Source organism: Kribbella sp. NPDC004138 (assembly GCF_053603655.1).
In genome coordinates, this window is record NZ_JBSGFZ010000031.1 from 25,475 (window position 1) to 47,874 (window position 22,400).

At 70.6% G+C, this 22,400-nt stretch carries 7 protein-coding genes; 2 read left to right on the forward strand and 5 right to left on the reverse strand.

Annotated elements, in window-relative coordinates; genetic code table 11:
* Positions 1 to 25: 25 nt before the first annotated feature.
* The 3 genes from ACWEOO_RS35325 to ACWEOO_RS35335 all read right to left on the reverse strand — a co-directional run bounded on the left by ACWEOO_RS35325 (position 26) and on the right by ACWEOO_RS35335 (position 7,021).
* Positions 26 to 1,153 carry a Nif3-like dinuclear metal center hexameric protein gene (locus tag ACWEOO_RS35325; RefSeq protein WP_452146761.1) on the reverse strand — a complete coding sequence of 376 codons (1,128 nt, stop codon included), beginning with the start codon at positions 1,151 to 1,153 and terminating at the stop codon, positions 26 to 28.
* 53 nt (positions 1,154 to 1,206) lie between these two features.
* Complete coding sequence (locus ACWEOO_RS35330; RefSeq protein WP_452146762.1) at positions 1,207 to 5,121, reverse strand: phosphoribosyltransferase-like protein; 3,915 nt, start codon at positions 5,119 to 5,121, stop codon at positions 1,207 to 1,209.
* A 253-nt stretch (positions 5,122 to 5,374) separates the two neighbouring features.
* A complete protein-coding gene (locus ACWEOO_RS35335; RefSeq protein WP_452146763.1) occupies positions 5,375 to 7,021 on the reverse strand; it encodes a glycoside hydrolase family 13 protein in 1,647 nt (548 codons plus the stop codon).
* A 108-nt stretch (positions 7,022 to 7,129) separates the two neighbouring features.
* On the opposite strand from ACWEOO_RS35335, the gene ACWEOO_RS35340 reads away from it, so the two are divergent.
* A complete protein-coding gene (locus tag ACWEOO_RS35340) occupies positions 7,130 to 8,338 on the forward strand; it encodes an ROK family transcriptional regulator (protein WP_452146764.1) in 1,209 nt (402 codons plus the stop codon).
* A 107-nt stretch (positions 8,339 to 8,445) separates the two neighbouring features.
* On the opposite strand, the gene nagZ is transcribed toward ACWEOO_RS35340, so the two are convergent.
* Positions 8,446 to 9,930, reverse strand: a complete 1,485-nt coding sequence (nagZ, locus tag ACWEOO_RS35345) for a beta-N-acetylhexosaminidase (RefSeq protein WP_452146765.1) — start codon at positions 9,928 to 9,930, stop codon at positions 8,446 to 8,448.
* A gap of 218 nt (positions 9,931 to 10,148) precedes the next feature.
* Here nagZ and ACWEOO_RS35350 point away from each other — a divergent pair, with 218 nt between their 5' ends.
* Positions 10,149 to 11,078, forward strand: coding sequence for an ROK family protein (locus ACWEOO_RS35350; RefSeq protein WP_452146766.1), 930 nt, complete (start codon positions 10,149 to 10,151; stop codon positions 11,076 to 11,078).
* A 461-nt stretch (positions 11,079 to 11,539) separates the two neighbouring features.
* Here ACWEOO_RS35350 and ACWEOO_RS35355 read toward each other — a convergent pair whose 3' ends face one another.
* Positions 11,540 to 22,198 (reverse strand): amino acid adenylation domain-containing protein, encoded by a 10,659-nt coding sequence (locus ACWEOO_RS35355; RefSeq protein WP_452146767.1) that lies wholly within the window; start codon positions 22,196 to 22,198, stop codon positions 11,540 to 11,542.
* Positions 22,199 to 22,400: the final 202 nt, after the last annotated feature.

Consider the following 22,400-nt stretch of genomic DNA (forward strand, 5'->3'; position numbering starts at 1 on the left):
CGGCGTTCAGAGTCAGCTCCTTCGCTCAGATCCGCAGCGTCCAGGCGTCCGTGCAGAGTGTTGAGATGTGAGTGTCTACGGTACTGCCTCGCCCCGCGAGACCTTCGAGCAGGAGCCGCTCGGCAGCTACCAGCCACGGCCACTCGCTGGCCCAGTGCGCGACGTCGACGAGCGCCGGGTCGCCGTACGCCCGGGCCTCGGTCGCGGGATGGTGCCGCAGGTCCGCGGTCAGGTACGCGTCGACACCGGCCGCGCGGACCCGGTCGAACTCCGAGTCGCCCGCTCCCCCGACCACCGCGACGGTCTCGATCGTGCGGTCCAGGTCGCCGGCGACGCGGACGCCGTGCTCGGTCCGCGGCAGGCTCTCCGCGACCAGTTGCGCGAAGGCGCCCAGCGGCAGCGGCACCTCGAGGACACCGACCCGCCCGCCGCCGCGCTCGCTCGGCAGCGAGGCCAGCTCATAGAGGTCGTACGCCGGTTCCTCGTACGAATGCGCAGCAACCAGCGCTTCGACGACCGCACGCCGCCGGCGCCGCGGCAGGATCATCTCGATCCGGTTCTCCGCGACAACCTCGACGGCTCCGACGGTCCCGATCGTCGGGTTCGCGCCGGCGAGCGGCCGGAACGTCCCCTCGCCGGTACCGCTCCACGCGGCCCGCTCGTAGTCGCCGATCTGCCCGGCGCCCGCCTTCGCCAGCGCGTCGAGCATCGCCTGCGTCTCCGCGACCGGGACGAACACGACCAGCTTGTCCATCGGCTCAGCCGGCATCGCCTTCAGCGGCCGCGTGTCCCGGAGCCCGATCGCGGCGGCGAGCGCATCGCTCACGCCCGGGTTCGCGTTGTCGGCGTTGGTGTGACAGACGTGCAGTGCCACACCGGCGCGAATCAGGTCGTGGACGACGCGGCCCTTCGGCGTCGTCGCGGCCACGCTGTTCACGCCGCGCAGCAACAACGGGTGATGAGTGACGAGCAGATCGAAACCGCCGTCGATCGCCTCGTCGACCACCTCGCGCATCGGGTCGACGGCGAACAGGATCCGGCGTACCTCCTGGTCCGGGTCCCCGGTCACCAGACCGACCGCGTCCCAGGACTCCGCCCAGGCCGGGTCGTAGAGCCGGTCGAGTACTGCGAGCACGTCCGCGAGCGTCGTCACGCGGCCTATCCTGACATCTCATGAATCCTCACGAGAGGCAACCGTCCAATAGCTCAGAGACGGCGCTCCAGCAGAGGTAACCATTGGTCGCCCGCATGTCGGCCCGGCTTCCAGACTGCCGGCAACGTGTTGTTGGGACAGTTGTGGTCGGTTGCAACCAGGAGACCCAGGTCGCCCCACCCCCGTGGGCTCCTCGATGACAGGGAGCGCCCGATCGCATCGAACACGTCGGCCGCCAGCTCGCGGTCCTGATCGGATTCGAAGATGCCGGCGTTCTCGTCGAATGCCTTCAAACGGCTGTCGATGTCGACCGCGACCACGTTCTCCACCTGCAGATCATCGGACTCCCACAGCCGTCGCGTCGCGGACAAGCCAGCCGCGACGATGACGTGCAGGTTCTCGCGCCATGGCCCGGTCAGCGAAGTGAAGTGCGCAGCAGCATCAGTCGCGACATTGCGCAGCTGAGTGCCGGTGCCGGCAAGGTCGTCGGCGACGAGCAAGATACTTGGGGCAGAAATGCTCTTGGTAGCGCTGAGAAACCCTTCCACGGTGACAACGTTCGTCTTCTTGATCCGCAGCAACTTCGTCAACGTGGTCGCGACCGCATGACTGCTCGCACCGCCGATGCCGTGCTGCAGAACGTAAGCGTTCTTGGCATAACCACCGGAATCGCTCTTCCGATGCGACCACGCCGCGGTGTCCATGATTCCGGACTTCAGCGCTGGCAGCACCTCCTGGGTCATCCGCGTGGCTGAGAAATAGCCTTCGGTCAGTAACCGTTCGGCGACCTTGAAGGCCAGATACCGGACGTCAGCCGGAAACTGTTCGAGCCAGGCCCCGAGCCGGACCTCCGACACGGGCTCGGCGCAGAAAACCACATTCTGCGTCAAGCGGACCAATTCGATGTTGGAGAACATGCGGGCGTTCGCACCGGCGTCGTTCTCGATGGCCAGTTGGCGGTCCAGTTCCCCCGATCCCGCTGATCGCAGCCAGGCCGAAGCCAACGGGATCGACAGCCGGAGAGCCTGGTCCTCGGCAAGTACCACTCCCCGGTCGATCAACGACTTCGCACAGACCAGCAACTCGGCCTTGGAAGCTCCCACGAACAGTCCTGCGGCAATGGCGATGGCATCATCTACAGCTACCAACGCGAACGCTTCTCCGCTGGCCTGCGCGATTCCTCGCAGCACAGCACCTGTCATCAGTGCCGAACGCGCCCGGCCGTCCATACCGGCGGTGGAATCCGCCCAGAGATGCATGAAATGCGACGCCGACGCCGACTCCGCGACGCGCTGCATCGCATCGTCGACCTCGCCCGGACCCACGTATGTCCGATCCAGCTCCCGCATGCGCTGCCAGACCTCCTGGCCGAGCAGGGTGAGATAGTACGGGTTGCCGCCGGCCAGGAAGTGCGCGCGGCTGAACGCCGCCTCCTGCCACTCCAGCCGCGATGTCGTCGGCCGCTCGAGCAATTCCCGCGTCGCATCGACCGTCTGGAAGTTCGACACGACGTATGCTGTGACCTGGTTGAGCTTGTGCGCTTGCGCGCTGAGGATTGCCGGCAGTACCTCACTTCCGATGAACATCAGGCTGAGCCATGGTTCGTCGATGATTGAACGCAGGAAGAGGAACAGCGCATTTGCCTCGGCGCCCTCGTAGAGGCTCCGCGGCAACTCGTCGAAGTCATCGAGCGCGACCAGGACATGCTGATCGCTGGAGGTGAGCACGTTCGCGACCTGGCGAATCCAGCGGCCCGACCTCCGAATGATGTTGGAGTCGTCGGAGATCACTGGTGGCTCCGGTATCAGAAGGTGTTTCCCAGCCTCGAGCACAGCGTCGTAGATGGTTTCGACCAATGCGGTGACCAACTCCGTGGCCTCCGACTTGCCGGTCAGTACCTGCCCGAGTGGCAGATACTGGACGGCCCAGCCGTCCGCCCGCAGACGAGACATCAGGGTCTTCGCGAGTGACGTCTTTCCTACGCGCTTCAAGCCGGTCGTAGCTGCGCTGCCGCCGCCGGCCATGATCCGCTCCAGCGCGTCCAGGTCATCGGCCCGGCCGACGAGGCGGTCCGGTGCCGAGATGGTGCCGAGCTTGAATGGGTTGACATCGTCGATCTGCCACGCGGCCTGTCGCTGGTCCTCGGCTCGGAGCATCGCTTTCGCGTGGAAGACCTGCTCGAGCGGGTCGCGCCAGGTCACCTCGCAGCTGAACTCGATGATCGAGGCGGACTCGGACCGGCTCGTCGCCACATAGTGCAGTACTCGTTCTGCTCCGGGGGCGATCCGCTCGACCACATGGACAGCGCTTTCCATGACGAGCAGGTCCGAACTCAGAGTCACCTCGATCAACTCGGCGGTTGCGTTTCCATCGTTCCGAAGGGCCACGTCGACGGTGAACGGCGCCCGAACTCCACTACTCAATGGCAGGCGACTACTGAGCAACTCAACGGTGATGTTGGGCCGTGAACCGGAGCTGAGTTCCTCATGGTGCTCAGCGCACTGTTCCAGCATCGCCTGAAAGGCCGGTCCCAGGGTGTCCTGCAGGAGCAGGCTCTCGCTGGTTGCAATCTGCTCGATCAGACCGGAGATCTCGGTGAAGAGCACGTTGGAATCGCTGGCCAGCGTCGATTCCTTGCCCAGGAAAGCCCCGACGCGGGCCGCTCCTTCGATGGCCGACTCGACGACCTTCTGTTCGTCCTCGTCGAGAAACACCTCAATCCGCCGCAGCGGCCGGTGCAACCGGCGGTGCACCTGCGAATCGGGCTTAGCCGCGTCGGTCAGCTCCTGTACCAGAAATTTGAATTCCGACGCGAGGGCTTCGACCATCTGATGGGTCTGCCGCATCTGCTCGACAACGGATCCGAAACGCGTCGACCAAGCGTCACGCAACTGCCCCTTGGTGTCGTTGTCATAAACCGACAACGCGCCGCCGCCCGCGGTGATGGCCGACCGCGCTGCGTGAACTGCCCAGTTCGCCTGCATCTGCGGCGTCGCGGCGACGTAGTCACGCAAGACGTTGTCGGTCAGCCACTCCAGGATGGCGTTGTCGCTCGGCACACTCCGCTTCGCGGCCTCGGCGGCCGAAAGGAGCGCTCGGCGACGGTTACGGAGCAGGCCTTGGTCGTTCTCCGCCAGCAGCCAGAGCAGGCGAAGCCAGTTCCAGGTACGGGCACCATCGGGAGATGTCGTCGGCCGCCAGCTTCGTCCCGCCGAAACATACACATCCCATACTTCGTCGCGCGCTTCGGCGTACTTCCCGTCCTCGAAAAGGGCCCACGCGACGCCGAGCTCATACTCCGGGTCGTCGGGCTCACCGAGGTCCGGCCAGTTCCGGCTACCGCTCGCATATCCGCCTTCCTCTTGGGCAGGCAAGGCCAACCAGGGTGGGCCAGGCGTCGCAACGGTCTGCCGTCCGGACTCCGGCGACGGCCGGGTGGCCGGCACTTCCGGAGCTCGATGCGCTGGTTCCGGTCGCGTGATGCTGGCGGAGAGGATTCCAACCCGCAGGCGGAAGTCCTCGTACTCCATGCCGAACTGACGGCGCCAGCCACCGGCGTCGCCCGGGAGGTCGGGCAAACGGTCGAGGATCGACTCGACCTCCTCGCGTTGCCGCCGGTGCGACGGTGCGACACTGAACAATTCGAGCGCCGCGGACGCAAGAACGATGCGGTCAGGGGCGGACAGCCCACGCAGGCCGAGACTTGCCCGCAAGTGAGAACCGAATCGAAACATGAAATCGGTGAGCGCGGCCCGAGATCCGCTGATGAAGGCGCGCTGCAGCACGCGTTCGACGAGCAGGAACCCGATCAACGGCCGGTCGTTCCGACCGGCTACGCCGACCGCACGTACCAATTGACTCTCACCGACAGATTCATATCTGCTGGAAATCGAACCGAGAATTGGCCTGAGCACTCTGGCTCGACCGTCGAAAAGATCCCGAGCGGCATCATGTGCGGACTGCGTCACCGCGGAAGTTTAGCAATTCGAGGAGCATCGGCGCGACACGTGGAATTGATGCAGAATCGCAGCATGGAGCGTCGCGAGAGCAACCGTCCGTTGCCCTCGCCACGTCCATGTCCGCCGGTACCGGTGGTCAGCGTCGTGGAGTCGGCCGCCCCGCCGGATCCACCACAACACCCGCACCGGCGGGTACGCCCGGTCACACAGGGGGAGGACCGTCTCGGGACGGCGGACCGGGCGCGTTCTGGGCGGCTCCGTCTTAGATCAGCCAGGCCGTGGTGGCGCTGGGGAGCTTTTCACCCTCGAGCGGGCCGCTGGACAGCACGACCGCGGCGTCGGGCAGCTCGACCGGAGCCGCACCGAAGTTCGTGACGCACTGCCAGCCGCCGGAGCGGACGAAGTGCAGGACGTCGTCGGTGTTGTCGATCCACGTCAGCGAGCTGCCGGTGCGCAGCCCTCGCCGGACGGCGAGTGCCTTGCGGTACATGCTCAGCGTCGACTCGACGTCGTCGTGCTGCGCCTCGACGGAGTACGCGCCGAACCACTTCGGCTGCAGCAGGTGCGAGCCGCCCGTGCCGAAGCCGAACGACAGCCCGCCGACCGTCCACGGCAGCGGCACGCGGCAGCCGTCGCGGCCCTTCTCGGCGCCCTTCGAGCGGAAGTACGCCGGGTCCTGCAGGTTCGCGGCCGGCAGCTCGCCGACCTCCTGCAGGCCGAGCTCCTCGCCCTGATACAGGTACGCCGAGCCGGGCAGCGCGAGCATCAGCAGCGTCGCGGCGCGGGCGCGGCGCAGGCCGAGCGCGACGTCGACGGTGGGCTCGGTGCCGTTGCTCAGCAGCCAGTCCTTGCCGTCCTGCCAGCCGCCCTTCGGGTTCTTCGGCAGGCCGTACCGGGTGGCGTGCCGGACGACGTCGTGGTTCGAGAACACCCAGGTCGACGACGAGCCGTTCTCCTCGGCGAGCGCGAGGTTCTGCTCGATCACCTCACGGAACTTCTCGTACTCGAAGTCGGCCTGCAGCAGGTCGAAGTTGAACGCCTGCCCGAGGCCGTCGGCACTCGCATACCGCGCCCGGCGGGCGGCCGGCACGAACGCCTCGGCGACGGCCGACCGCGGCGGGTCGTAGGAGTTCAGCAGCTTGCGCCAGTCCTTGTAGATCTCGTGCACGCCGTCCTGGTCCCACAACGGGTGCTTGCCGTTCGACTCCGACTGCCGCGGCAGCGTGGCCTTCGCCGGGAACGGTTCCGACAGGTCCTTCACCAGCGCGTGCGCGACGTCCACCCGGAAGCCGTCCACACCGCGGTCGGACCAGAACTTCAGGGTGTCCAGGAAGTCCGCGCGGACTTCGGGGTGCTGCCAGTTCAGGTCGGGCTGCTCGGCGGCGAACATGTGCAGGTACCACTGGCCGTCGTCGGTCTGCGCCCACGCGGAGCCGCCGAACACGGAGTCCCAGTCCGACGGCGGCTGGTCACCCTCGCCGTCGCGGAAGATGTACCGGTCGCGGGCCGGGTGACCCTTCGCGGCCTCGAGCGCCTCGACGAACCACTCGTGCCGGTCCGAGGTGTGGTTCGGGACGATGTCGACGATCAGCTTGATGTTCTCCGCGTGCAGCGCCTCGATCAGCTCGTCGAAGTCCTCCAGGGTGCCGAGCCGCGGGTCCACGTTGCGGTAGTCGTCGACGTCGTACCCGCCGTCGGCCAGCGCGGACGGGTAGAAGGGGCTCAGCCACACCGCGTCGATCCCCAGCGCCACCAGGTACGGGACTCGGCTGACGATGCCGGGCAGGTCACCGACGCCGTCACCGTTGGCATCGGCGAAGCTGCGCGGGTAGATCTGGTAGACGACGGCCTGCCGCCACCAGTCGGACTGCGCCGTGTGGGTCGTGTGGGTCGTCTGCGGAGTGGTCACTTCGCCTCACTCGGAAATCTGGGGGTAACCCGGCGTTTATATATAGGCTCTAAATTTAGAATCTGCATGTATTCTGCGGTCGGTACGACGACAGGTCAAGGGGCTTTCATGGCGAAACCACCGACTACCCCGCCGACGGCCACCCCGACGATGTTGCGGCGGGTGAACGCGGGCAAGGTACTCGGCGTGCTCACCCGCGCCCGGGTGATGACCGGAACCGGCCTGATCGAGGCCACCGGCCTCACCCGCGCGACCGTGCACGCGGTCTGCAACGACCTGATCTCGATGGGCTGGGTGGTCGAGCTCGACCCCGGCCGGACCTCGGTCGGGCGGCCGTCGCGGCGGTTCGAGTTCAACAGCCACGCGGGGTACGTGCTCGGCATCGACATCGGCGCGGCCAAGACCACCGTGCTGGTCTCCGACCTGCGCGGCGAGACGGTCGCCAAGGCCGGGCGGTCGGCGGCCGGCGTGAAGACGCCGAGCGAGCGGACCGAGATTGTGCACGCGACGGTGGTCGAGGCGCTCGCGTCCGCGGGTGTGTCGGACGCGCAGGTCCTCGCCGCCGGCGCCGGGGTCGCCGCCCCGGTCGACCGGGAGGGCAACATCCTGGTCGACGACGAGTTCTGGCGGCGCTTCGACACCGGGCTGTCCCACCGTCTGACCGAGCTGCACGGCTGGCCGGTCCTGCTGGAGAACGACGCCAACCTCGCCACCCTCGGCGAGCACTGGCGCGGCGGGGCGCGCAACGTGGACGATCTGGTCGTGCTGCTCGCCGGCGAGCGGTTCGGGTCGGGGCTGATGGACTCCGGTCGGCTGCTGCACGGTTCGCGCGGCGGCGCCGGCGAGATGGTGTTCCTGAAGCTGATCGAGGGCGTCGGCGACACTCACGGGATCGCACGGATCGCGCGCGAGAACGGGACGGCGGCGGCCGCGGACCCGGCCGTGGAGACGTCCCTGCGCACGCTGGCCGACGGCGGGGACGTGACCGCCGAACTGGTGTTCCGCGCCGCGGCAGGCGGCGACAAGGTTGCCGAAGGCATCCTTCAGGAGATCGCCGACCGGACCGCGCGGGTGGTCGCCACCCTCGGCACGCTGTTCAACCCCGAACTGGTCGTCCTGGGCGGCGCCGTCGCCGAGGCCGCGGCGGCCCTGCTTCCCGACCTCGAGGCTCAGCTGGCGCACTACACCAGCACTCCCCCGCGCGTCGCCGTCTCCTCCCTCGGCGACGCGATCGTCTCGGTCGGAGCGGTCCGCCACGCCCTCAACTACGTCGAGGAGCACGCCCTCGATCTCGAGCTGGAATGCCGCTCCGACTGAGATAAAGCCAGCTCGACAGTACGTATACGTCCACTGCGCCTGATCGCCGGGCCCGCTGAGCGTGCGCCCGGTCGGTCCGGCCGGACACCTCCTGTCGAGCTGCCGGTTCAGGGCTCGCGGGTCAGTTGTCTTGCAATGGCTTCCAGGACGATGACGTTGCGGCCGGAGGTCGTGGCGGAGGGGACGCCCTGCGGGACGAGTGCCTGGTCCTCGGGGATGCCGGTGCAGAGGACGAAGACGTTGTCGGGGTGACCCTGGATCAGGTGTTCCAGGGCGGCGCGCATCCACGGCGTACGGCCCGCGTCCTGGACGGCGATCACCAGCGGACGGCCCTGCGCGGCCTTTGCCGCGTTGGCGATCGCGTCGTCCTGCGGCTCGCCTGTGTCGGTGAGGTGGTGCTCGCCGCGCAGGACGACACCCTCCGCGCCAGGAGCCACCCGGGTGAAGATCTCGGGCAGGCCGGAGAAGTACGGGTTCCAGGCCGGGTGCAGGCCCTGCGTCAGGTCGATGACGTACGGCGTCGCGCCGTACGCCGGGAAGGTCTGCCCGGCCACCACCCGCGCCGCGACCTCGCGGATCGGGGCGCCGCCGAGGCCCGGTAGCCGCGAGCGCCGACCGAGAGACGTGGCGAGGGCGCGAACCCGGGCAGCAGCGTCGGCCACGCGTTCGGCGGGGAGCGTGCCGTTGCGGACGGCGTCGACCACGCGGGCGGTCAGCGCCTGCGGGTCCGCCGTACCGACCGCGATCATCGCCAGGTCGGCTCCGGCGCCGATCGACGCGACGGCGGCGTCCTCGATCGAGCGGTTCTTGGTGATCGCCTGCATCTCGAGCGCGTCGGTGGTGATGACCCCGGTGAAGCCGAGCTCCTCGCGCAGCAGCCCGGTCAGCACCCGGTGCGACAGCGTGGCCGGCTGGTCGTCGTACGCCGAGAAGATGATGTGCGCGCTCATCACGACATCGGCGCCGGCCGCGATGGTCGCGCGGAACGGGGCCAGCTCGACGGCGCCGACCTCGGCCACCGAACGGTCGACCCGCGGCAAGTCGGTGTGCGAGTCGACCGACACGTCGCCATGGCCCGGGAAGTGCTTCGGGCAGGCGGCGATGCCCGCGTCGTGGACGCCCTCGACGAACGCGACGCCGTGCCGCGAGACGACGTCCGCGGTGCGGCCGAACGAGCGGGTGGAGATGATCGGGTTCGCCGGGTTGCTGTTCACGTCGACCGACGGGGCCAGCATCAGGTCGATGCCCAGCGCCGCCAGGGTCGCGGCCGCGTCCCGGGCCGCGGCACGGGTCAGGTCGACGTCGTCCAGGTCGCCGAGCAGCCGCGGGGACGCGAGCGGCCACGGGTTCGCCGGCGCCAGGTGGCTGAACTCGCCGCCCTCGTGGTCGATCGCCACGATCACGTCCGGCCGCTCGGCCCGCAGCTGCGCGGTCAGCGCCGCCACCTGCTCGGCGTCCGCCACATTCCGGGTGAACAGGATGACGGCCCCGAGCCCACCGGCCACCGCCCGCCGCAGCTCGTCGGGCGCCGACGTCCCGGAAAAGCCGACAACCAGTGCGCCGGCCGCGTCACGATCCAGTTGATCACTCATCCCCCAACCCTCTCCCGCCCCCGGCTCACCCCGCTACTCGATGGGGTCGCGGCGTCTGGCTTGGGGCGCCTGGAGGGGTTTCGTTGTCAGGGGCTGTCATGGCAGTTACCTGCCGTCTTCCTGCGGGTTTTCCATGATTACCTGCAATCACCCCTGTCTGTTCGGGCCGACTACAGATAACGTTGTCTCTCGACCTGACCGCCCTGACCGGGGGGACGATGAGCGACGACGCAGCTTCGGCGCGGGGAACCGTGCTGGGAATCGACATCGGCGGCACGAAGATGGCCGCCGCTTTGGTGTCTGCCGACGGCACGATTCTCACCGGCGACCGGATCGCCACCCCGCCCGGCGACGCCGATCAGGTGTTCGCCGCGCTCGGTGAGCTGATCGCGCGCGTCCGCGGCGACGCGACTCCCCTGGCGGTCGGCATCGGCTCCGCCGGCCCGCTCGACCAGCAGCACGGTCTGGTCTCCCCGGTGAACATCCCCGGGTGGCGCAACTTCCCGATCGTCGACCAGGTCCGGGCGCTGACCGGCGACGTCCCGGTGGCGCTCGGCCTCGACGGCCACTGTTTCGCGCTCGGCGAGTTCTGGAGCGGCGCCGGCCGGGACGCGCGCACGCTGCTCGGGATCGTCGTGTCGACCGGCGTCGGCGGCGGGCTCGTCGTCGACGGCAGGCCGCTGGTCGGCCAGTCCGGCAACGCCGCGCACATCGGCCACGTGGTGATCGACCAGGACGGCGAGGCCTGCGCGTGCGGCTCGTTCGGCTGTGTCGAGGCGTACGCGAGCGGCCCGCGAATGGTCGCCCGTGCGCAGCGCAGCGGGTGGCGGACCGGCGAGGCCGTGGATGCCGAAGCCCTGGCCACCGACGCCGCCGCCGGGGACGAGCTCGCGCTGGCCGCGTTCGACGACGGGGCGCAGGCGCTGGCCGCCGGGATCGTGGCGACGGCCGTGACCGTCGACCTGACCACGGTCGTGATCGGCGGCGGCGTCGCGAAGGCGGGGCCGGTGCTGTTCGACCCGGTGCAGGCGTGGGTGAAGCGGCTGGCGCAGCTGCCGTTCGTCACGGATCTCACCGTGGTGCCCGCCCAGCTCGACAACGCGGGCCTGTTGGGGGCCGCTCACCAGGCGTGGGCGGCACTGGCCTGAGGCGCACATTCTTGCGCGTTCGGTAAGGCCTCTCCCGCGCACCTTTGCGCAATTTTTACGAATCTCGCGGATCCGTGTAACGACGGCCCTGTGTTGCGCGATGCAACGGATGGATGGGGTGGGGGCACCGTCATCCACGGCCGGTCGAGGGGGGCCCGGACCGGCCGGCACACGGGAGATCGAGGGGGGCCTTGGATCGACCGGACACGTGAGCGGCGGGTGAGGCGACTCTCCCGCCGCAACCGTGTGAACCACGGATCGGGAACCAGTGTGCCTTCGGCAACGTCCGACCGATCGAACACGTTCGATCCTGTGGAGGGATGGGATCGAACGCAGGTTCTGCACCGTGAACGGCGGACGGTGGCTGCGGGAGGGCTGTCACTGACCTGACCCCCCGTCCACGGTGCAGAACTTCCACGTCCGGGCCGTTCACTCAGGACCGTCCACTCAGGACCGCCCGCTCAGGACTTCGGTGTGAGCCACTCCGGTTCCGGCAGCCGGCCGCGGTCCAGCCGGCCGTTGTCGTCGAGCGGGAGTTCCTCGATCGGGATCAGGTCCGCCGGCACCAGGTAGATCGGCAGTTCCTTGCCGAGGTCGAGCATCAGCCGGGCCAGCACCGCGGGGTCGCTGTCCTCGAGGACGACGTACCCGATCAGGCAGGTGTCGCCGCCCGGATCCGAGCAGGCCACCACGACCGCGTCGACGACGCCGGGCTGGTCGGCCAGGACGTGCTCGGTCTCGCCGGGCTCGACCCGGTGGCCGCGGATCTTCACCTGGTCGTCCGCGCGGCCCAGGTACTCCAGGGTGCCGTCGGCGCGCCAGCGGCCGAGGTCACGGCTCCGGTACAGCCGCGCGCCCGGGTGCCCCGGGTCGGCGACGAACGCGTCCTCGGTCTCGTCCGGCCGCCCGATGTAGCCGCGGGCAACGGCGGCGCCGCCGAGGTGGATCTCCCCGACCGCGCCGATCGGCACCGGCCGCAGCGCGGCGTCCAGCAGCCGTACGGCGACACCGTCGATCGGCCGCCCGATCGACGGCCGGTCCTCGGCCGGGTCGACCTCGTGGATCGTGGTCACGATCGACGCTTCGGTCGGGCCGTACTCGTTGAACAGCCGGCACTGCGGATGCGCGTCCAGGAAGTCGCGGACCTTGTGCGTCAGCACCATCGCCTCGCCGCCCGCGACGATCTCGCGCAACTCGGGCAGCTCCGGCAGCCGGCGCATCGTCGCGAGCAACGCGGTCAGCGGGCTGAACGCCATGAACAAGCGCTGTACGCCGTGGTCACGCAGCGCCGCGACGACCGCGTCCGGGTCGTACCGGTCGTCCTCGCCGATCAGGACCAGCGCCGCGCCGGACGCCAGCGTCGTGAACATCTCCTGCACGTGGACGTCGAACCCGAACGACGTCCACTGCAGCGTCCGCAGCGAGCGCCGCGTCCGCAGGTAGTGCCGGACCAGGTTCACCGGGCCGCGGTGCGGGACCACGACGCCCTTCGGGTTTCCGGTCGAACCGGACGTGTAGATGCAGTAGGCAACATCGTCGGCCGCCGCCCGGACCGGCGGCGCCTGCCGCGCCCGGGTGTCACCGTCGCCGGCTGCCACCGGAACCAGCCGCAGGCCGAGGCGATCGGCCAGCGCCGCGTCGTCGCCGACCAGCGCCACCGCCGCCGCGTCCTGGACCATGAAGGCCCAGCGCGACTCCGGTACGCCGGGATCCAGCGGGAGGTACGCCGCGCCGGACTTCAGCACCGCGAGCACGGCCACGACCATTTCGGTGCCGCGGGCAACCCGGACCGCGACCAGCTGCCCGGGCTTCACGCCGAGATCGACGAGCTGCCAGGCGACCGCGTTGGAGCGGCGGTCGAGCTCGGCGTACGTGAGCTCGCGGCTGCCCTGGATCAGCGCGATCGCGTCCGGTGTGCGCGCGACCTGCTGCTCGAAGAGCGTGTGCAGACCGCTGAGTTCACCGGCGACGACCGCGTCCCGTCGTACCCGGCCGGCCGAAGCGAGACCGGTCGGCTCGCCTTGGAGCTCGCGCTCGAGGTCGCCCTCGAGTTCGCGCAATGCGGTGAGGTCGGCCTCGGTCGGCAGCACCAGGCCGGGCAGCCGCAGCTCCGGGCTGGTCGTTGCTCTGCGCAACACTTCGGCCAGGTAACCGAGCAGCCGCTCGATGGTCGGGCGCTCGAACAGGCCGGACCGGTAGTCCGCCGTACACGTGATGCCGGCGCCGTGATGGGTCAGCCGGAACCGCAGGTCCACGCTCGGCGGCAGGTCGTCGTCGCCGTCCTCGAACTCGACCAGGATCTGGAACAGCGGATCCCGTTGCAGGATCGCGAGATCGGTGCCGGCGTGGTCGAACGCGCCCGCCGTGAGGTCGCGGATCCGCTCGGTCAGCTCGCCGAGGTCGGGCTCGCCGGACAGGTCGATCCGCAGCGGGAGCGGACGGCGCGGAACCGTCGAGGTGTCGCCCTTCGGGCGGATCAGGGCCGAGCCGATGGTCACGTCGTCCTGCGCGGCGAACCGGCCGAGCACGGTCGCGACCGCGGCCAGCATGGTCATCACCGGGCTGAGCTTGCGGTCCCGGCTGTACGCCAGCACCGCGTCGCCGAGCTCCTCCTCCAGCTCGTGCTTCACCGACGCCACCGCGTCGTCGCCGGCGGCGCGGGCGCGGTCTGCGGGGAGCACCAACGGTTCGGCGCCGGCGAGCACCTGGCTCCAGTACGCGAAGTCCCGGCGGCGCGGGTCGACGGCCGGGTCCGCCGTACTGCGGGAGGGCGCCGGCGGCTCGTCGTCGGTCCAGGAGACGGCTGCGCCGCCGACGCTGCCGTCACTCACATCCGACGCGGTTTCCTTTGCGTCTGCGGTCTGCTGGACCGCTGCCGAGGGCTTGGCCTCCGGGGCCGGCTCGCCGAGGAGGGCGAGCTGTTCGCGCATGAGCTTCGTGACGCCGTCCACGAGCTGACCGGCGACCCGGAGCTGCTGCGACATGAGCGCCGCCATGCCGCTGCCCGGCAGCTCTGCCTCGCTCGTCGCCGCCGCCGCCTCGTCCACCTTCGCGGCCAACTCCGCGAGCCCGGAGCCCAGCACGGCCAACGCCGTCCGCGCGTCCCGGACCGGCTCTTGCTCGACGACGGGCTCGGGCTGCGGCTCCGGTTCCGGCTTGGGCGGTTCGGGTTCGGCCGTCTGGACCGCGACCGCGGTCGCGACCTTGTGCGGCGTCGTGTACGTCAGGAACAGGTCGTCCGGCGCCAGTTCGGCCTCGAACCGGCTGTTGAGCTCGTCGATCACCGGCGCCATCGACGCCGGCGTCGCGCCGAGCTCGGCGAACGTGTGGTCGACGGTGAGGTCGTACGGGTCGAGGTTGTGGACCTCGCAGGTCATGTCGAGCACGACGTCCAGCGACTCGCGGTACCGCTCGGCGGACATCTCGTTGCCGGACAGCGACCCGGCCTGCGCCAGGTAGTCCGCGTCGATCTGGTGCGTCTCGGCCGGCAACGCGAACGGCGACGCGGCCTCTTCGGCCTGCTCGGCCCGCTCAGACTGCTCGGCCCGCGCGGCCTGCTCTACCGTCGCCGGCTCCGGCGGGTCCAGCGGGATGCGCTTGACGGCGGCGCTCGACGGCGGCTCGAAGACCACGGTCTGCGCGCGGGCAGCGCGCTCGAACGCGTTCAGCCGCGGCGTGACGTTGTCCACGGCAACCGCCGTGCCCGGACCGGCCGGAACCGTCACCGACGGGTCGACCGGGTGGTGCACCCGGCGGAACGGGTACGTCGGGAGCGGGACCCGGCCGCCGTCCGGATAGACCTTAGCCCACGCGATCTCGGTGCCCTGCTCGTACAGCTCGGCGAGGCCGTTCATCGTCGCGAGCACCGGGTCCTGGCCGAGACGCTGCGCCGGGATCCATGTGCTGTTCGGCGCGATCCGGCGGCCCGCGGGGCTCAGTACGGCGTCCGGCCCGAGCTCCAGGAACCGGCGGCAGCCGGCCGCCGTCACCGCCTCGACCGCGTCGCCGAACAGCACCGGCTGCCGCAACTGACCGACCAGGTAGTCGCCGTCGAGCACCGTCCCGGACTCGAGCAGATCACCCGACCAGCTCGACACCATCGGCGTCCGCAGCGGCTTCAGCGTAATCTCGCGGACGATCTCCGCGAAGTCGGACAGTATTGGGTCGACCAACGAACTGTGGAACGCGCGGTCGACGTCCAGCCGTTGCCAAGACACCTGCAACTGGTCCAGTTGCGCCGCCAGCTGGCCGACGATCACCTCGGACCCGGTCAGCACGAACGACTGCGGGCCGTTGCCAGCGGCAACCTCCACGCCCGCGGTCCGGGCGATCTCGCGGACCCGGTCGGCGTCGGCGCGGACGGCCACCATCGCGCCGGGCACCGTGCCGCGCTGCATGAGCTCGCCGCGCTTCGCGGTGAGGCGTACGCCGTCCGCCAGCGAGAGCGCGCCGGCCACGCACAGCGCGGCGTACTCGCCGACGCTGTGCCCGACGACCAGTGCGGGCTGGACGCCGAACGACTGCCACAGCCGAGCCAGCGCGAGCTCGAACGCGAACAGTGCGGGCTGCGCGGTCTCGGTCGGCCACACGCCTTCCGCCGTACCGGCCGGGGTGAGAAGCAGATCGAGCAGGCTGCCGCCGGTCTCCTCGTGGTACACGCGGTCGCATTCGTCGAGGACCGAGCGGAACGCAGGGAACCGCGCCGCGAGCCCCGCGGCCATTCCGCGCCGGGCCGCGCCCTGACCGGTGAACGCGTAGCCGAGCGGGCCGGGGCCTCCGCGCGGCACCTCGGTCGGCTGGGCGGAGCCGAGCGCGTCGACCAGCTCGGCCTCGGTACCGCCCGCGACCGCGATCCGGTGCCGATGCGCCGGCCGGCCGAGCGCCGCCGTACCGGCAAGATCGATGAGGCGGTGACCGGTGCCGTGGTCCAGGTCGGCGCGGTACAGCTCGACGAGGTCGGCGAGGGCATCCGGGTCGGGCGCGGACAGCGGCAGTACGACGGGGCCGTCGTCGCCGCGGCGGATCTGCCGCGGCGCCTCCTCGAGGATCACGTGCGCGTTCATGCCGCTCGGGTCCAGGGCGCTGACGCCGGCGCGCAGCGTCGTACCGCCCGACTGCAGCGGCACTGTCCACTCGCGGGTGTCGGTGCCGATCACGAACGGGCTGCCCTCGAGGGCGAGCGCCGGGTTCGGGCCGGTGTAGTTGATCGTCGGGACCATCGTCCGGTGCTGCAGCATCAGGATCGTCTTGATCAGGCCGGCCATCCCCGCGGCGCTGTCCAGGTGGCCGATGTTCGGCTTCACCGAACCGAGCGTGCAGAACCCGACCTTGCCTGTGTGCCGGCGCAGCGCCGTCGTCAGCGCCTTCACCTCGGCGACGTCCGCGGCCGGGCTGCCGATCCCGTTCGCCTCGAGGTAGCTCAGCGAGTCGGCCTCGAACCCGGCGCGCTCCAGGGCGCGCTCGATGAGCTCCTGATTGCCCGCCGGCGCGTCCTCGTTGCTGACCGCCGTACCGCGGATCACGGCGTACACCGTGTCGCCGTCGGTGAGGGCCTGGTCGAGACGCTTCAGCAGGACGGCGGCGACACCGTTCCCGCCGACCGTGCCGTCGGCGTCCGCGGCGAACGCGCGGACCTGGCCGGTCGGCGACAGGATCGAGTCCGGCGCCGGGTGGTACGTCGTTGCCTGCGGCACCTGTACGGCGGCGGCGCCGGCGAGCGCGAGATCCGCGTCGCCGGACCTCAGCGCCTGGCAGGCCAGATGCACCGCGACCAGCGAACTCGACGAGGCCGACTGCACGCCGATCGCCGGCCCGGTCAGGCCGAGCCGGTACGCGACCCGGGTAGCGATCGAGTCGCGGGACTGCTGCTGGCGGTTGTACAGGTTCATGCCCGAGCCCGCGAACACCCCGACCCGGCTCGTCGTCCCCGCGTACCCGCCGTGCTCCAGCGCCTGGTGACACACCTCGAGGAACAACCGCTGCGCCGGATCCATCAACTGCGCTTCACGATCACTCAACCCGAAGAACTTCGCGTCGAACGACTCGACGTGCTCCAGCACCCCACCAACCGCAACAGCCCCGTCACCCCCGTCCGGCGCCTCCCGCCGAACACTCTCCACCCCCGCGACCAGGTTCTCCCAGAACTGCTCGATCCCCTCGGCCCCCGGAAACCGCCCAGCCACCCCCACCACAGCCACCGGCTCCACAACACCCGCACGACCCTCACCCCGCCGCACCCCAACACCCTCAACACGCGCCCCAGCCGGCACCGCCTCACCGGCCGCAGCGGCGTACGCCTGCTCATCAGCAGGTACGACGGAATCCGCGACAGCCTGGTCCGATTCCACGCCTTCATCCACGGAAACGGCAGAGCTCGCAGCCCGTACGTCAGCATCAGAGGACGCGTCGCGCGCCCCCTCAACAACCTCCACCGGCTCGACAGCCTCGCCAGCCGGTACGACGGCATCCGCAGCCGCGTCGTCCGCCTCGTCAGCCTGCTCCGGCTCCGCATCCGCGGCGGCGGCGCCTGCAGCCGGTACGTCGGCACCAGCGGACCCGTCGTGCGACCCCTCAACAACCTCCGCCGACTCGACAACCGGCTCCCGCTCACCAGCCGACACGACAGATTCCGCAGCCGCGTCCACCGCCCCGTCAGCCTGCCCCGGCTCCGCATCCACGGGCGCGACGGCGCCTGCAGCCGATCCGTCGGCATCAGAGGACGCGTCGCGCGCCGCCTCAAGAACCTCCGCCGGCTCGTCAGCCTGCTCTCGCTCACCAGCCGGTACGACAGATTCCGCGGCGGCGTCGTCCGCCTCGTCAAACTGCTCCGGCTCCGCATCCGTGCACGCAGCGGCGTTTGCCGCCGGTACGTCGGCACCGGCAGACCCGTCGGACGCCCCCTCGACGACCTCCGGCTGCTCATCGTCCTGCTCGGACTCTGCCTGTTCGTCAGGCAATCCGGCGGACTGCACGTCGTCCGACTCGGCCGCCTCGTCGGACTCCTCAGGAGCGGCGATGTCCTCGTCCGGCGACGAAGTGGTGCTTGCGATCGACACGTCGCCTGCCGCATCGTGCGAGCTTTCGGCGGTCGGCGCGAGACTTGCGTCAGCTACATCAGCGGACGTCGCGTCGACCGCCGACTGCTCGGCGTCCCCTGTCAACTCGTCGGCCTGCTCCGCGTCCACGACCTGCGCGTCGCGCGTCTGCTCAGCCGCATCCGGTACGGCGGACGCCGCGTCGTACGACTGCTCCTCCGCACCGCCGACCGGCTCATCAGCCTGCGCATCAGAAACAACAGCAGTTGCCTCCTGCGACTCCGATGCCTCCGCATGCTCTGTCTCATCGCCTTGCGCATCGGGAGCGGCGGCCGTCTCGTCGTACGGCTGTTGCCCCACGTCTTCGGCCTGCTCGCCTGCGGGCTCCGCCCCTTCGGTCAGCGCCCCGGGGACAGCAGCGGTCGCGCCCTGTGCCTGCGACTCCTCGGCCTCAGCCTGCTCGCCGCTGGACGCCGGCACCTCCGCGCGCTCGTCGGCGGCCTCCGAGCCCTCGACCTGAACCCCAAGTACGGGAGGCGCGGCCTCTGCCTCCTGCTCCGCGTCCTCCGCCCGTTCCTCGGCGGACTCCAGGCCCTCAGCCTGAGCGTCGGAGGCGGCCGGCGCGTCGTGCGGCTGCTCCTCGGACTCTGCCGCCCTCTCGCCGCCGGGCTCCGGCTGCTCGGACCGCGCGTCGAGAGCGGCTGTGGTTGCAGCGTTCGGCTCTTGCTCCGCGACCTCGGCCTGGTCATCCGTGGGCTCTGACCCCTCGGCCTGCGCGTCGGAGGCGACAGCTGGCGCGTCGTGCGGCTGCTGCTCCAGCTCTGCCGCCTTCTCGTCGGCGGGCTCCGGCTGCCCGGCTTGCTCGTCGGCGCGGGCCGCGCTCTCGTCGTACTCCTGTTGCTCCGCGCCCTCGGCATGCTCGTCGGTGAGCCCCTCGGCCTGCGCGTCGGTCGGCTCCGGACCATCAGCTCGAGCGTCGGCGAGCCCCGCCCCGTCGGCCGGCGCGTCGGGGACGGCATGGGTTACAGCGTGAGGCTGCACCTCCTCGGCGTCTGCGTGCTCGGCGGTCGGCTCCGGGCCTTCAGCCTGTACGTCGGAGGCAGCCGTGGTTGTGGCTTGTGACTGCGGCTCCTCGGTGTCCGCCTGCACTTCGGTCGGTACTGGACCTTCAGCCTGGGCGTCGGTGGCGGTCTCGGCGTGCGGCTGTTGCTCCGCGTCGACGGGCTGCTCGGCGAGTACCTCTGGTTCTTCGGTCTCCGGGCTGGGGACGGTGGCGGTCGCAGCCTGTGGCTGCGGCTCCTCGGCCTCCGCCTGCTCGTCGGGGGGCGGCAGTTCGTGCGAGGCGGGCTGATCGTTAATGAGGTCCGGGGCGTCGGCGTGGGAGCCGCGCGCGGTGTCGGCCTCGGCGTGCGGCTGTTGGTCGGCGTCGTCCGCTTCCTCGTCGACCGGCGCCAAGACCTCCGCCTGCTCGCCGGACGGCGCCAAGACCTCCGCCTGCTCGCCGGATGGTGCCGAGGCTTCCGGCTGCTCGTCGGTGAGGTCCGGGGCTTCGGCGTGGGCGTCGTAGGTGTGGGCGGTCTCAGCGTGCGGCTGTTGATGGGCGTCGTCCGCTTGCTCGTCGGTCGGCGCCGCTGGCTGCTCGCCGGTCGGCGCCAGGACCTCCGTCCGCTCGTCGGCGGGCGCCGGGGATTCGGCGTCGGCGCCGGGGGTGGGAACCGTCTCGGCGTGCGGCTGTTGGTGGGCGTCGTCCGCTTGCTCGTCGTCCGGCGCCGGGGCCTCCGACTGCTCGCCGGTCGGCGCCAGGGCCGTCGCCTGCTCGTCGGTCGGCGCGGGAGCGTCGGCCTGGACGTCCGGGGTTGCGGGGGTCTCGGCGTGCGGCTGTTGGTGGGCGTCGTCCGCTTGCTCATCGGTCCGCGCCGGAGCCTCTGGCTGGTCGTCGGTCGGCGCCGCGGCCTCCGCCTGCTCGCCTGACGATGCCACGGCCTCCGGCTGCTCCTCGGTCGGCGCGAGGACCTCCGCCTGCTCGTCGGACGATGCCGGGGCTTCCGCCTGCTCCGTGTGGGCGGGGATGGGTGGTGCCTGAGGAGGGGTGGCCGGGAGGGGCGCGGAGGGGTTGGGGTTTTGGGTGCCGAGGGTGGGGCGTTGGGGTGGGGTGGGGATGGATTGCTGGAGTTCGCGTTTCCAAGCGAGGCGGACTACCGGGAGTTCGGTGGTGCGTTCGGACGGGTCGTCGTCGGCGTACGGGGTGGACTCCGGTGTGGTGGACGGGCCCTGGCCGGTGGGGCCGGAGGCGGGGGTGGCGCCGGCGGGTTCTACGTGGGTGTGGGCGGGTTCCAGCAGGGTGCCGTCGATCCAGCGCTGTTTGAGGAGGGGGCGGAGGATCTTGCCGCCGGGGGTGGTGGGGAAGTCGCGGCGCGGGACGCCGATGACTTGCGCGGCGAGGCCCAGACGGGTCTGGATCAGGCTGCGGATCGCCTGGTCCATGCCGGGGACGGAGTCGGCGGTGAGCGCGTAGAACACGACGAGCCGGTCGGTGCCGGTCTCCTCGTCGGCGATGCCGCAGGCAGCGACCAGGCCGTGCTCGGCGCCGACAGCGGTCGCGGCGACGGATTCGATGTCGTGGGCGTAGTGCAGCCGGCCGGACATGATGATGCGTTCGCTGTCCCGGCCGGTGATGACGACCTGCCCGCCGGTGACGAAGCCCTGGTCGCCGGTCGCCAGCCACTTGCGGGCCGGCCAGTTGCCGACGGGGAACGCGGCGCGGTCCGCCTCGAGGTTCCCGAGGTACCCGGGCGTCACCCGCGCGGACGCGATCTGCAACTGACCGATCCGGCCCTCGGGGAGTACGGCGCCGTTCGGCGCGACGATCCGCACCGTCGTACCGGGAGCGGGCGCGCCGACCGACACCAGCGAGAGCACACCCGGCGCCTCGGTGCGCGGCTTGCCCGGACGGGCGACCGCGACTTTGCCGGACGACGGGCGCTGGTCGACCCATTCGACGACGCCGGTCGGCGGGATGCGGACGCGGTGCACGTTCGGCGTCAGGCCTGGCCGGGCGAACGTGATTCCGGTGACCGTCTCGGTCATCCCCCACGCGGCCACGAAGGTCTCCGGAACCACCCCGAAACGGTTCGTGACCCGCAGGAAGTCCGCCATCACCGGGACGGTGATCTGCTCGCCGCCGCTGACCAGGCTGCGCAGCGCCGACAGATCCCAGTGCCGGTCCGGTTCGCCGGCGACCGCGGTGGTCGCGAGCCGGTACCCGAAGTTCGGCGACCACGAGTGGTTGACCCGGTGCTGCTCCATCAGGTCGAGCCAGCGCAGCGGGTTGGCGAGCACCCAGTCGGTGTTCACGTGGATGTTCGTGCAGCCGGTGAACACCGGCAGCAAGTGGTAGAGCAGGAACGCGCCGCTGCGGTCCAGCGGCAGCCAGTTCAGCGTGGTCTGTCCCGGCCGGACCGGCAGCATCGCCGGCGTACCCGCGGCGAACTCGACCAGACCGCGGTGCGTGAGCTGGACGATCTTCGGCGTACCGGTCGAGCCCGAGGACATCATCAGTACGGCGACGTCGTCCGCGGCCGGACGGTGGAAGTCGGAGGTCGGCTCGTGGCCGGCCATCGCGTCCGGGTCGAGGACCGGCAGGCCGAGGTCGTTCGGCAGGTCGGACGGGCGGCCGATCAGGACCGTCCAGCCGAGCAGGTCGGTGATCCGGCGGAGCCGTTCGCGGCCTTCCTCGGTACGGTCGCCGCCCGGGTTCGGCGCGACCAGGAGCGGGCGGATGCCGCCGAGCGTGCAGGCCCAGAACGCGGCGAAGAAACCGACCGGTTCGGTGCAGTGCACGACCGCGGGGTCGCCGGCGCGGACGCCGTTCGCGCGCAGGCCGGCCAGGATTCGCGCGGCGAGCTCGAGCAGGGTCGGGAAGTCGAGCCGGGTCTCGCGGCCGTCCGCGCCGATCTCGACGACGCCGGAGACGCTGAAGTCGCGGGCCGCGCGCAGCAGCGCGCTCGGCAGGTCGCGGGGATATCCGGCAGGAATCATCAACGCCGGCCCGGTGGAGATCGCCGGCCGGTCCGCACCACTTCTCACGCCGATGCCACCACCAGCTGAGACGTCTCGGGTACGACGGGGCGCTCGGCCGGTTGGCGACCCACGGACACGTGCCTCCCCAACTGGACGGAGCGGGTTCTGGGCAGACCCCGCCTCACTTCACACCGACAGCAGCCCCGTTTCCACCTGCCGGAACGATGTCGTGACCGGGCACACCCGGTGCGTCATCGCGCCGACCGAC